Annotated in this window: 10 protein-coding genes; all 10 read right to left on the bottom strand. The window is 68.9% G+C overall.

All coding sequences use genetic code 11. The annotated features are described in order from the left end of the window. The 10 genes from IG196_RS15070 to IG196_RS15025 all read right to left on the bottom strand — a co-directional run bounded on the left by IG196_RS15070 (nt 1) and on the right by IG196_RS15025 (nt 12,837). On the bottom strand, nt 1-924 hold the full coding sequence (locus tag IG196_RS15070; protein ID WP_099789232.1) for an ABC transporter permease: 924 nt from the start codon (nt 922-924) through the stop codon (nt 1-3). Nucleotides 925-1,054: 130 nt separating this feature from the next. After that, on the bottom strand, nt 1,055-2,119 hold the full coding sequence (locus tag IG196_RS15065; RefSeq protein WP_192197027.1) for an ABC transporter permease: 1,065 nt from the start codon (nt 2,117-2,119) through the stop codon (nt 1,055-1,057). After that, entirely contained in the window at nt 2,119-3,708 is a 1,590-nt protein-coding gene (locus IG196_RS15060; RefSeq protein ID WP_192196776.1) for an ABC transporter ATP-binding protein, read from the bottom strand. Before IG196_RS15060 ends, IG196_RS15065 begins: the two co-directional genes overlap by 1 nt. Beyond that, a complete protein-coding gene (locus IG196_RS15055) occupies nt 3,705-4,397 on the bottom strand; it encodes an alpha/beta fold hydrolase (protein WP_225617052.1) in 693 nt (230 codons plus the stop codon). The genes IG196_RS15060 and IG196_RS15055 overlap by 4 nt, the downstream gene beginning before the upstream one ends. A gap of 44 nt (nt 4,398-4,441) precedes the next feature. After that, nucleotides 4,442-5,407 carry a 5'-methylthioadenosine/S-adenosylhomocysteine nucleosidase gene (locus IG196_RS15050; RefSeq protein ID WP_225617051.1) on the bottom strand — a complete coding sequence of 322 codons (966 nt, stop codon included), beginning with the start codon at nt 5,405-5,407 and terminating at the stop codon, nt 4,442-4,444. 8 nt (nt 5,408-5,415) lie between these two features. Next, nucleotides 5,416-8,118: a polysaccharide deacetylase family protein gene (locus IG196_RS15045; RefSeq protein WP_225617050.1), complete on the bottom strand. Its 2,703-nt coding sequence runs from the start codon at nt 8,116-8,118 to the stop codon at nt 5,416-5,418. 138 nt (nt 8,119-8,256) lie between these two features. Continuing rightward, nucleotides 8,257-9,258, bottom strand: coding sequence for a BMP family protein (locus IG196_RS15040; RefSeq protein ID WP_192196773.1), 1,002 nt, complete (start codon nt 9,256-9,258; stop codon nt 8,257-8,259). A gap of 190 nt (nt 9,259-9,448) precedes the next feature. After that, a complete protein-coding gene (gene upp / locus IG196_RS15035; RefSeq protein ID WP_101491644.1) occupies nt 9,449-10,078 on the bottom strand; it encodes a uracil phosphoribosyltransferase in 630 nt (209 codons plus the stop codon). 51 nt (nt 10,079-10,129) lie between these two features. Beyond that, nucleotides 10,130-11,527 (bottom strand): URC4/urg3 family protein, encoded by a 1,398-nt coding sequence (locus IG196_RS15030; protein WP_192196772.1) that lies wholly within the window; start codon nt 11,525-11,527, stop codon nt 10,130-10,132. Next, nucleotides 11,524-12,837: a GTP cyclohydrolase II gene (locus IG196_RS15025; RefSeq protein ID WP_225617049.1), complete on the bottom strand. Its 1,314-nt coding sequence runs from the start codon at nt 12,835-12,837 to the stop codon at nt 11,524-11,526. The genes IG196_RS15030 and IG196_RS15025 overlap by 4 nt, the downstream gene beginning before the upstream one ends. Nucleotides 12,838-12,898: the final 61 nt, after the last annotated feature.

The following is a 12,898-nucleotide window of genomic DNA, read 5'->3' as shown; positions in this document are numbered from 1 at the left end:
TCAGCGTTCTCCCTTGCGATAGGGTTTCATCAGTGCCTGCGGATAGCTGGCCTTGCGCGCCACCAGCACCAGCGCCAGGATCGACAGCAGGTAGGGCAGCATCAGGTACAGCTGGTAAGGCAGCACGGCGTCGCCCGATTGTTGCAGCCGCAGCTGCAGTGCGTCGAAGAACGCAAACAGCAGCGCGCCGAGCAGGGCCTTGCCGGGCCGCCACGACGCGAACACCACCAGCGCCACGCAGATCCAGCCGCGGCCGTTCACCATGTTGAAGAAGAAGGCGTTGAAAGCCGACAGCGTGAGGAACGCGCCGGCCACGCCCATCAGCGCCGAGCCCGCGACGATCGCGCCGGTGCGCGTGGCCGCGACCGACACGCCCTGGCTTTCGGCCGCCTGCGGGTTCTCGCCCACCATGCGCAGCGCCAGGCCGAGCGGCGTGCGGTACAGCACCCAGGCCACGGCCGGCACCAGCAGCAGCGCGAACAGCGTGAGCGCGGTCTGCGCGTTGAGGATGGGCACGGGCAGCCAGTCCATCGGCGCGAAGGGCGTGATGGTCGGCGGCGTGTTCACCTTCGGAAAACTCACGCGGTAGCCGAAGTAGCTCAGCGCCGTCGCCAGCAGCGTGATGCCCAGCCCCGAGACGTGCTGCGACAGCGCGAGCCCGACGGTCAGGAAGGCATGCAGCAATCCGAACACCATGCCCGTGAGCGCGGCCACGCCGACGCCGGCCCACAGCGGCGCACCGGCGTACACCGCGAGCCAGCCGGTGAAGGCGCCCGCGACCATGATCCCTTCGATGCCGAGGTTGAGCACGCCCGCGCGTTCGCACAGCAGCACGCCGAGCGTGCCGAGGATGAGCGGCGTGGCGATGCGCAGCACCGCGACCCAGAAGGCGGGGTTGGAAAGAATGTCGAGCAGGTCGGTCATGGGGAGTTTCTCCCTCCCCTTCCGGGGGAGGGCCGGGGTGGGGGCACGCGGCGCTCGCTTTGGGAGCCGATGCCCCCATCCCAGCCTTCCCCCGGGAGGGGAAGGGGCAAGACCGAAATCACCGGCGCCGTCATTTGGTCATCCTCACCCGGTACTGCGTGAGCAGCGTCGCCACCAGCACCGCGATCAGCGAGGCCGCGACGATCACGTCGGCGATGTAGGTCGGCACACCCACGGCGCGGCTCATGGTGTCGGCGCCGACCAGCACGCCGGCCACGAACACGCCGGCGGCGATCACGCCCAGCGGGTGCAGGCCGGCGAGCATCGCGATCACGATGCCGGTGTAGCCGTAGCCCGGCGACATGTCGAGCGTGACGTAGCTCGTGCGGCCCGCGACCTCGATGGCGCCGGCCAGCCCGGCCAGTGCGCCCGAGAGCAGCGCGACCATCACCACGGTGCGCGTCACCGGCACGCCGGCGAAGGCGGCGGCGCGGGCATTGGCGCCCACGGCGCGGATGTCGAAGCCCAGCACGGTGTACTTGAAGATCGCCCACACGATCACCGCGAGCGACACGGCCCACAGCAGCCCGGTGTGCACGCGCGTCTGGGCGATGAGCTTGCCCAGTTCGAGGTCAGGCTGCAGCGACACGCTCTGCGGCCAGCCCATCGCCGTCGGGTCTTTCATCGGCCCGTCGAGCAGCGCCGACACGCCGAGCAGCACGATGAAGTTGATGAGCAGTGTGGTGACCACCTCGTCGACGCCGAGCTTGTTCTTCATGAGCGCCGGGCCCAGCAGCATCAGCGCGCCTGCCACCGCCGCGGCCAGCATCATCAGCGGGAACAGCAGCCACGGCGACAGTTCAAAGCCGGTGCCACCGTGCATGCCGCCCACGGCCACGGCGGCGAGCGCGCCCGCGAACAGCTGGCCCTCGGCGCCGATGTTGAAGAGCCGTGCCTTGAACGCGACCGTGGCGGCCAGGCCGGTGAGGATCAGCGGAATCGCCCGCGTCAGCGTTTCGCTCCACGCGAACACCGAGCCGAAGCCGCCCTGCAGCAGCAGCGCGTAGGTGCGCCCGACCGGCGCGCCGGCCCAGCGCACCAGCAGCGCGCTCACCAGCAGCGTGAACACGACCGCGCCGATGGGGGCCAGCACCAGCGCGGCGCGCGAGCTTTCGTGGCGTCGTTCGAGGCGCATCATGCGGCGGCTCCCGGGCGTTGCGGCGCCGTGGCGCCGGCCATCGCCAGGCCGATGGCCTCGCGCGTCCATGCCGCGGCGGGGCGCGCTTCGCCGAGGTGGCCGCCGTGCATCACGGCCACGCGGTCGCCGAGCGCGAGCACTTCGTCGAGGTCGTCGGAAATGACGAGCACGGCCGCGCCGGCATCGCGCGCGGCTATGAGCTGCTGCTGCACGTAGGCGACGGCGCCGATGTCCAGGCCCCAGGTCGGCTGGTGCGCGACGATGAGGCGCGGTGCACGGTTCGGGTACTTCTTGTTGTCGATGTCTTGTTCCATTGGCTCGGGCGCCAGCAGCGCCCGCCCCAGGATCAGTTTTTGCATGTTGCCGCCCGACAGCGAACGGGCCGGCGCCATGAGGCCGGCACCGCGCACGTCGAAGGCTTTCTCGATGCGCCGGGCATGCAGCCGCGCGGCCGCACGCCGCACGATGAACGACCAGCGCGAGAACACCGGGCTGCGCAGCCGCTCGGACACGGCGTTCTCCCACACCGGCAAATCGCCGACCACGCCGACCGCATGCCGGTCTTCGGGGATGCGTGCCACGCCGCGCTGGACCAGCCGGGCGGGCGAGGGCGGCAGCGCGCGGCCCATGAATTGCGCGGTGCCGGAGACGGCGCGGCGCGTGCCGCTCAGCAGCTCGGCGAGCGCGACCTGGCCGTTGCCCGAGACGCCCGCGATGGCGGTGATCTCGCCGGCGCGCAGCGTGAGCGACACCTCGCGCAGCCGGTCCTGCCCACCGTCTTTCGCCGACGCAGTGCTCACGTGGTCGAGCACGCAGACCGCGTCGCCCACCGACTTGGCGGGCCGGCGTTGCGGCGCCTCGACCGCATGGCCGACCATCCACAGCGCAAGCTGCGCCTGCGTGGTGTCGGCCGTGCGCGCCTCGGCCACCAGCTTGCCGCCGCGCAGCACCGCGATGCGCTGCGACACCCGCAGCACCTCGCCCAGCTTGTGGCTGATGAAGATCACCGACAGGCCCTGCGCCACCATCTGCGAGAGCGTGGCGAACAGCGCTTCGCTCTCCTGCGGCGTGAGCACGGCCGTGGGTTCGTCGAGGATCAGGATGCGCGCGCCGCGGTACAGCGCCTTGAGAATTTCCACGCGCTGGCGCTCGCCGACCGAGAGGCTGCCGATGGTCGCGTCGGGCTGCACCGGCAGGCCGAAGCGCTGGGCGACCTCGAGCAGCCGCGCACGGGCGGCGGCACGGCGCGAGCGCGGGCGCCACAGCGGCTCGGTGCCCATCATCACGTTGTCGAGCACGCTGAGGTTGTCGGCCAGCGTGAAGTGCTGGTGCACCATGCCCACGCCCGCGGCGAGCGCGGCCTTGGGGTTGCCGGGCGGCAGCGGGGCGCCGAACACTTCGATGCGGCCTTCGTCGGCGACGTAGTGACCGAACAGGATCGACATCAGCGTCGACTTGCCGGCCCCGTTCTCGCCGAGCAGCGCGAGCACCTCGCCGGCCTGCAGGTCGAGGGAGATGGCGTCGTTGGCCACGAGGGGGCCGAAACGCTTGGTGATGCCCTGGAGGCGAAGCACGGTGGGGTTCATGGGGACACAGGTTGCGGCGGCAGACCGCGGCAGAAATTTTCGATGGCCCGGGCGGACGCGGCGGGCGAGGCCTGCAGCAGGCCGTGGGGGCCGTCGAGCTGCACCAGGTGCAGCGCCGACAGCCCGCGCTGAATGGCTCTTGCCGCGCGGCGCGGTACCACGCGGTCCTGCAGCGCCTGCAGGTACATCGCCGGCACACGCACCAGCGGCAGCTTGTCGCGCACATCGACGCGCTGCACTTCCTTCATACGGCGGGTCATGACGGCGACCGACACCTGCTTCAGCGAGGCCTGGAGCATGTCCGACAGATGCGGCGCCGACGAACCACCCAGCAGCAGATGCCGCATCGGCGCGCGCATCAGCTTCGAATGCAGCAGGCGCATCGACAGGTCGAGCAGGCCCGCGCGCATCAACGCGAGGCCGGGCGCGGGCCGGCGCGCGAAGCTGCAGCACAGGATGAGGCCTTGCAAGCCCGGCGGGCGCGATGCCGCGATGGAAATGGCCAGCGGCCCGGAAAACGATTCGCCGAGCAGCACGAAGGGCTGCTGCGTGGGCAGCTGCGCGCGCACCAGCGGTTCGAGTTCGTCGTAACCCAGTGCCTCTCGGCCCGGGTAGCGCACGACGTCGATGGCGGCGTGCGGCCCCAGCGCTTGCGTCAATGGCGCGAAGAGATCGCCGGTGCCATCCATGCCCGGCAGCAAGACAAGACGAAGAGGGCCCGCGGGCGCCACCGTCACTTCCAGGCGGCCAGGAATGCCAGCATGACCTTGGCCGAGTTGTCGGCCGCGATGCTCATGAAGGTGCCCATCTCGTTCTCGCCGTCGCCGCCGCCCGCGAGGTCGCTGAGCGAGCGGAAGGCGATGTAGGGCACGCCGTTGCTGTAGGCGACCATGCCCACGGCGGCGGTTTCCATGTCGAGCACGTTGGCCTGGAAGGTCTTGTAGGTGTATTCGCGGTAGGCCTTGTTGTCCATGAAGGCTTGGCCCGACACGCCGTTGCCGCCGACCACCAGCTGCGGCTTGCGCGGCAGGCACTTGCCGGCGCCGCAGTTCGCCAGCTCGACGTTGCGGATGCTGCGCGCCACTTCGAGCATCTTCGGATCGGCCGCGAACCAGAACTTGCGTTCGATGCCCGGCTTGGCGGCCGAGCGCACTTCGACCGGGCGCGGGAAGTTCATGCCGTAGTTGGGCAGCGTGGCGTCGGTGATGAAGGGCGGCGCGCTGTACTTGCCGGGCGCGGTTTCGCGCGCCATGAGCACTTCGAGGTACTGGCCCCACTGGGCCGGTACCGTCACATCGCCCACATGCAGCGACGGATTCACGCCGCCTGCGATGCCGCTGAACACGATGCCGGTGATGCGGAAGCGGTTGAGCATGAGCTGCGTGTTCATGGTCGCGTTCGTCATGCTGATGCCCGACAGGAACAACACCACGGGCTTGCCTTCGAGCGTGCCGGTGGTGAACTCGACGCCGTTCACGCTGTGTTTTTGAGGACCTTGCAGCCGCGTCAGCAGCAGCTTGAGTTCAGGCTCGAAGGCCGAGATCACGGCCAGGCGCGGTGTCTCGTCCAGCCGCGTGCTGCTGTTGATGCTGACGACGTCCGACGACTTGTAGACGCCGACGCAGCCCGTCAGCACGAGGCCGAGCGCGGCGGCCAGGACCGGGGCGCGCAGGCGCTGGAGAAGCGAAGAAGTGTTCATCGTCGTCATCATGAGTTGGTGGGCGGGAGTGGGGGGCGGTGTTCGGCGTCGGGCGTGGCGATCCAGGCCTGCAGCGCGGCAACGCGCGCGTGCTTCGGTGCCAGGCCGACGAAGGTGGTGTAGGCGGCGAGCGCCTTGGCATCGTTGCCGGCCTGCAGGTACGCATCGCCCAGGTTCAGGTAGGCGAGGGCGCGGCTGCCGTCCATGTCGATGGCTTGCTCGAACCAGCGCGCGGCCTCGACCGGCTTGCCGCGCTTGAAGTAGACGAAGCCGAGGTTGTTGGCCGCCAGCGCAAAGCGCGGCTGCAGCTTCAGCGCCTCGGTGAAGGCGGCTTCGGCTTCGTCGTAGCGGCGCTCGCGGTACAGCTGCAGGCCGCGGTCGTTGGCGCGCTGGGCGGCCACGCGCGGCGTGAGCGGCGCGGCGGCTGGCATGGTCAGCTTGGTGTCGGCGCCTTCGAGGTTCTTCACCACGACTTCAACGGCGGCCGGGCCGGCCTTGGTGGTCTTGGTCGCCTTCGGTGCGGCGGCGGCATGCACGGCCTGCTCGTTGGCCTGGTCGATGCGCTTGTTGACCTGGCTCGCGGCGGCATCGAGCTGCAGGCTGTCGCCGCTGAGGCCTTCGCGCTCGACGGGCAGCGCGAACACGAACTCGCCGCCCTCCGAGCCCGGCAGGCTGCCGAAGGCCGGCGTCTGCCGCGCGATGGCGGAGACGGCGGGAGCCACGTAGGCCGCGAGTTCGGTGCCGGTGATGACGCTGTCCCCGTTCAGGTCGGCCTTGCCCGACAGCGCCTGCAACATCGTCCAGGTGAAGACCGAGTGGCCGCCGGGGCCGTCGTCGGCCACCTGCTGGTCGGCGCCACCGGCGGTGAGCATCTGGCGGCCGATGCGGCGCGCGTTGTCGGTCAGGAAGTTCTTGCTGCCTTGCGATGCGCCACCGCGCGTGAGGCCCAGGCCCGAGTAGCAGGCGTCCACCAGAAACAGCACATGCTTGGCCGACAGCGCCTCGGCCACTTCCTGCAGCTGCGGCATCGAGATGGCGTCGGACGGCAGGTTGTCGAGCGCGGCATCGACCGGCACGATGTAGCCGACGTCGCGCCCGCTCGCGAGTTTGCGGGTGCTGCCATGGCCGGCAAAGAACACCAACACGCGGTCGTCGCGCTTCACGCGCTTGCCATCGGTCAGCTTTTCATTCAGTGCGCGCAGGATGTTGGCGCGCGTCGCTTGGTCGTCGTACAGCGCCGTGACGTTCTCGGGCTTGAAGCCGAAGCGCGTGACGAGCAACTGCTCCATCGCCTTGGCGTCGGGCACCGCGTGGTGCAGGCCGGGCCACTTGGCGTACTTGTCGATGCCGATCACCAGCGCGTGGCTTTCGCGGTAGAGCGTGTCGCCCGAGGTGGCGGCCACGCCGTCGTCGGGCGCCGCTTTTTTCGATGCGCTGACGACGAACTTGCCATCGCGCCAGGTGGCAAAACGGTAGCCGTCGGCCACCAGCTGGTCGAGCACGGTGGGCAGGGCCTGCACGGTGCGGCCCTGGATGTCGTGGAACAGGATGACGCCCCGCTTGGCCTTGTCGACCTCGGCCAGCACGCGGTCGGCGATCGACTTGGGCACCGGGTCGGCCCAGTCCATCGAGTCGACGGTCCACATCATCGAGCGCAGCTTGAGCGCCTCGACCGTGCTCAGCTTGGCTTCGTTGCGCGCGCCGTAGGGAAAGCGAAAGAGGGTGGACTGCGGCCTGCCGGTGGCGTCGAGCAGCGTTTCGGTTTCGCTGGCCTCGACGCGCACCGCGTCGTCGGTCATCTTGGCCATCATGCCGTGGCTGAAGCTGTGGTTGGCGAGCACGTGGCCGGCGGCCAGCACGCGCTTGGCCGTCGCGCCGTTGGCGTTGAGCTGGGCCTTGCCCTGTGCGTCGAGCTTGCCCAGGTTGCGGCCGAGCTGGAAGAAAATGGCGGGCGCGTCGTAGCGCTTCAGGATCTCGAGGATCTCGTCGGTGTGCCTGGCGTGCGGGCCGTCGTCGAAGGTCAGCACCACGGTCTTGGCGGGCAGCGAGGTGCCGAAGATCTCGCGCGTGTCTGGACCTTCCTTCTCCTTGGCGCCGCCCGGCGGCTGCGTGTAGGGAACGATCGCGCCGAAGTCTTTGAGGATCTGCTCGCGCGAATACAGGCCCTGCAGCTTGGCGACGTAGTCGGCCCACTTCTCGCGCTTGGGCTCGATGCCGCGCTGTGCAAAGCGGCCGAACACGTCCTTCAGTTCGCGGTCGTAGGCCTGCTCGATCTCGGCGAGCACGGCCAGGTCTTCACTGGCGCGGCGGCCGAGCTTGAGCCCGGACAGCGACTGCGCCTGGCTGTAGCGCGTGCTCAGCTCGCCCAGGAATTCCTTGAACGCCAGCCGGTCGGCGTCGAACCAGCTCGGCTCGCTTTCGATGCGGTCGAGCAGCGCGTTCAGGCCCGCCACCGTGGCCGGGTCTGTCGTGCTGTCGGCCTGGGCGATCAGCGCCTGCTGGCGCTCCTGCATCTCGTGAAAGAGCTGCTGCCCGACGGCGCTCACGGCGCGCTTCTCGGCCGCGTCGAGCGCACGTTCGCCGGTCATCAGCACGATCATCTGGCGGTGCGCGGCGAGCAGGGCGTCGGCACGCGCCTGCAGCGCGGCCGGAATGCCGACCGGTGCCGCGACCACAGGCGGCGCAACGGCAGCGGCTGCCGAGGCAGGCACCGCCGCTGGGGTTATTGCCGCCGGCTCAGGTTGACAGGCGGCGAGCGCGGCGGCCAACGCCGCGACGGCCACACCATGGATTGCGGTCTGCCATCGCGCACGCTTCATAGGTTCCAGCAACTCCCTGTTGTCTTGCTTTTATTTCGCAGTCGACTTCGGCTGCGTATCGTCCACCTTCACGGTGAACTTGCCGGCCAGGATGTCGGCCTGCTTGGCCTTCACCTTGGCCGCGATGTCGGCCGGCACCTTCTTCTCGAAGGTGCCCAGCGGCGCGAGTTCGGAGCCCTTGTGCTTCATGTGCGAGTACACGCCGTAGTCTTCGGCGGCGAACTTGCCTTCCTTCACGAGCTTGATCGCGCGGTCGGCCGAAGGCTCGAAGTTCCACAGCGCCGAGGCGATCACCGTGTCGGGGTACTGGGCCTGCGTGTCGATCACGTTGCCGATGGCGAGCTTGCCCTTTTCCTTGGCCGCATCCGACACGCCGAAGCGCTCGGCGTACATGATGTCCGCACCCTTGTCGATCATCGCGAAGGCCGCTTCCTTGGCCTTCGGCGGGTCGAACCAGCTGTTGATGAAGCTCACGCTGAACTCCACCTTGGGATTCGTTTCCTTCGCGCCCGCCATGAAGGCGTTCATGAGGCGATTGACTTCGGGAATCGGGAAGCCGCCCACCATGCCGATGCGGTTGCTCTTGGTCATGCCGCCCGCGACCATGCCGCTCAGATACGCCGGTTCCTGGATGTAGTTGTCGAACACCGAGAAGTTCGGCACCTGCGGCTTCAGCGACGAGCCCATGAGGAACGCGACCTTGGGAAAGTCTTTCGCGACCTTGCGCGCCGCCGCTTCCACGCCGAACACCTCGCCCAGGATCAGCTGGTTGCCGCCCGTCGCGTACTCGCGCATCACGCGCTCGTAGTCGGCATTGCTCACGTTCTCGGTCGCCTTGTATTCGATCTCCCCCCGCGCCTCGGCCGCCTTCAGCGCCTTGTGGATGCGACCCACCCATTGCTGCTCGAAAGGCACCGTGTACACGGCCGCCACCTTGAGCTTGGCCTGCGCAAGCGCAAGGCCCGGAGCGCCCGCCGCAAGGGCTGCGGCAACGGCGATGGAACGAACGATCAACTGACGGCGTGCTGTCACGGTCTTCTCCTCGATTGAAATGAAAGAACCACCCTGCAATCCCCATGCCCACTAAACCGAACAGAGCCCGCCCTAGCGGCGGGCTCCCTTCCAGCAAACACCGAGGAACCGGCTTCGCCGGGCCTCAGGTGTTGCCCCCGGTAGGGGGTTGGCGAAGCGACACGAAGTGCGCGAAGCCTGGGGGCGAGCCTTACTTCGTGCCGAAGATGCGGTCGCCGGCGTCGCCGAGGCCCGGCAGGATGTAGCCGTGGCTGTCCAGCTCGCGGTCGATGGCAGCGGTGTAGATCGGCACGTCGGGGTGGGCCTTCTGCATGGTCGCGATGCCTTCGGGGCAGGTCAGCAGGCAGACGAACTTGATGGACTTGGGGTTGAGTTCCTTCAGCCGTTCGACTGCGGCCACGGCCGAGTTGCCGGTGGCCAGCATCGGGTCGACCACGATCACGTCGCGGCTGTCCATCTCGCCGGGCATCTTGAAGTAGTACTCGACGGCCGTCAGCGTCTTGGGGTCGCGGTACAGGCCGATGTGGCCGACGCGCGCGCCCGGCACCACCGTGAGCATGCCGTCCAGGATGCCGGTGCCGGCACGCAGGATCGACACCAGCACCACCTTCTTGCCGTCGATGACCTTGGCCTGCATGGTCTCCAGCGGGGTCTCGACCTCGATGTCCTGCATCGGCATGTCGCGCGTGACCTCGTAGGCCATCAGCATGCTGATTTCGTTCAAAAGCCGGCGGAAGCTGTTGGTGGAGGCGTCCTTGCGGCGCATCAGCGTGAGCTTGTGCTGGACGAGGGGGTGGTCGACGAGGTGGACGTTGCTCATTGGAGTCTTCTTTTGGTGTGCCGTTGCGGAAAAACAGGAGAGTCTAAAAGACTAGAAGACGGTGCCGTCGCTCTCGATCAGCAGCGGTGGTGCACCGTCTCGCAAACGCTGTGCCAGCACCCGGCCCGCGGCCCAGGTGCCGCCTTCGAGCACGCAGGCCAGAGGCAGCTCTTCTGCGGTGCGGTCGAGCACCTTGCGCACGCGCGGCGCAATCTCGTCGAGTAGCGCCACGGTGAGGGCGCGCCATTCGACGATGAACTCGTCACCGGCCTTCCAGCGGCGAGTGAGAAACGCCGCCTCGCGCGGCACGATCACGCCGCTGTCGATCAGCAGGCCGCCGTTGCGGTACTCGGGCAGGGCGGTGAGCGCGTCGAGGTGCCGCACCTTCACGCCGGCCCATTCGAAAGGTTCGAGCAGCGAGTACGTGAGCCACTGCGACAGCTTGTGGAACGGCATCCAGCCGTTGGTGAGCCCGGGGCCGCTGACGGCGCTGTGGCGCCAGCAGTCGCCCAGTGCGAAGGCCGGGTCGCCGGTGCCGCCCACGTTGTCGCTGCCATCGGCCGCCAGGCTGTCGATGGTGTTGGCCGAGGGCCAGATGTGCGAGAGGGTGTCGAGCAGCAGCGACAGGATCTGGTGCGCCGTGATCTCCGCCGTGGGCGGCGACGCCGCGCCCAACGGGGCCACGAGCGCGTCGAAAAGACCGGCGGGTCGGCCGTCGTCGCCGAAGGTCTCGGGCTGCTCGCTCATCGCCTCGCCGAGCCGGCGCAGCAGCACGGCGCGCCCGGCCAGGCCGACCAGCGGATTGACGTCGCTCACCTGGAAGGCATCGCCCAGCCGGTCGGTCACAAGGCCGCGCAGGCCGGCCGCGTCGACCTGCAGCGGATGGTTCGGGTCGGACGAGAAAAGCCCGCTGGTGAACGCATGGAAGCACGCCACGCCCAGCCCCTCGGAGCGGGTGAAGCGCTGGCCGGTGGCCGATTCGGTGTAGTGCCAGGTCGGGCCGGCGCCGGCGTCGAGCAGCACGCTCACCACCGTGAGGTCGATGTAGACGCGGGCGCGCTGGCGGGCGTCGATGCCCTTGCCGAGCAATGCATCGAGCTGCTGGCGGCGGTCGACGCCGCCGGCCTCGAAGTGGCGCCAGCGGCTGTGGTATGGGATGGTGTCCCACGGATAGCGCTCGCGCGTGACCTCGGCCACGGTGCGCGCGGCGTCTTCGAGTGCGTCGTTGCTGCCGATGCGGAACCACTGCGATTCGCCGCGGCGCGCGCGCGCCAGCAGGGCGCCGGCACGCTGGCGGATGGCGGCGGTGGTGCGCAGCAGGCTGGCGGCGCCGGCCGGGTGGCCGGTGTCGGGCGCAAATTCGATCGATGGGTCGACATCGCCCGCGCCGCCGGGGCGCAGGCTGCCGGAACCATCGGCGGGCAGGTTGATGTCGGTGCTTCGGCTCATTCGCTCAGTCCCCGGCCCTTGGCCTTTTTCAGTTCCTCTGCGTCCGGCACGGGGCCGGGGGTGAAGTAGCCGGCCGCCATCTTGGCGTCCATCTCGACGCGGGCGTCGGCCGGGATCAGTGCGTCGGGAATGTTCACGCGCTCGCCGATCTCGATGCCCGAGCCGGTGATCGCGTCGAACTTCATGTTGCTCATCGACACGAGGCGGTGGATCTTTTGGATGCCCAGCCAGTGGAAGACGTCGGGCATCAGCTCCTGGAAGCGCATGTCCTGCACGCCGGCCACGCACTCGGTGCGCGCGAAATACTGGTCGGCCGTGTCGCCGCCGACCTGGCGCTTGCGGGCGTTGTAGACGAGGAACTTGGTCACTTCGCCGAGCGCGCGGCCTTCCTTGCGCGAGTAGGCGATGAGGCCCACGCCACCACGCTGCGCGCCCTGGATGCATTCCTCGATGGCGTGCGTGAGGTAGGGGCGGCAGGTGCAGATGTCGGAGCCGAACACGTCGGAGCCGTTGCACTCGTCATGGATGCGTGCGGTGAGCTCCACCTCGGGGTTCGCCAGGTCGCGCGGGTTGCCGAAGATGTAGAGCGTCTGCCCGCCGATGGGCGGCAGGAACACCTCGAGGTCGGAGCGCGTGACCAGCTCGGGGTACATGCCGCCGGTCTCTTCGAAGAGCGTGCGGCGCAGGTCGGTTTCGGAGCAGCCGAAGCGGCGCGCCACTTCGGGCAGGTACCACACAGGTTCGATGGCCGCCTTGGTCACCATGGCGGCGCCGCCCGTGGTGAGGAAGTGGCCGTCGGGCTTGAGGCGCCCGCTTTGCAGCGCCTCGATCACCTCGGGCAGGATCACATGCGCCTTGGTGATCGCGATGGTCGGGCGGATGTCGTAGCCGGCCGCGAGTTCGGTGGAAAACACATCGGCCACGAGCGCACCCCAAGGGTCGAGCGAGACGATGCGCCCGGGTTCGCTCCACTGCGGGTAGGGGCCGATGATGTCGGTGGGCGCGGTGTTGGTGAGGTCGGCCTTGTGTTCGCGCTTCAGGGCGCCGGCCGCGACCGCGAGCGCGCGGTAGACGCTGTACGAGCCGCTGTGGGTGCCGATGACGTTGCGGTGCGCGCGTTTGGTTGTTGTGCCGACCACGGGCCCACGCTCGGTGGCGGTGGCCGCGCCCCACTGGATGGGCAGCGCGCCGAAACCGCCGGCATGCGAGGTCAGGCGGATGTGGCCTGTCGACGTGGAGGGATGCAGCGCAGGGTGGGGTGCCGTGCCAGCCGGCAATGCGGAAGGGATCGCGGTGCTATCTACGGACATTGGGAGCCCTCAAAAAATGCAATGTACCGAGCACTTGTGCGGCTGGCAAGCGAGGGCCCGC

The organism is Variovorax sp. 38R (assembly GCF_014843395.1).
GTDB lineage: Bacteria > Pseudomonadota > Gammaproteobacteria > Burkholderiales > Burkholderiaceae_C > Variovorax > Variovorax paradoxus_H.
This window is presented reverse-complemented; position numbering and strand designations above follow the sequence as displayed.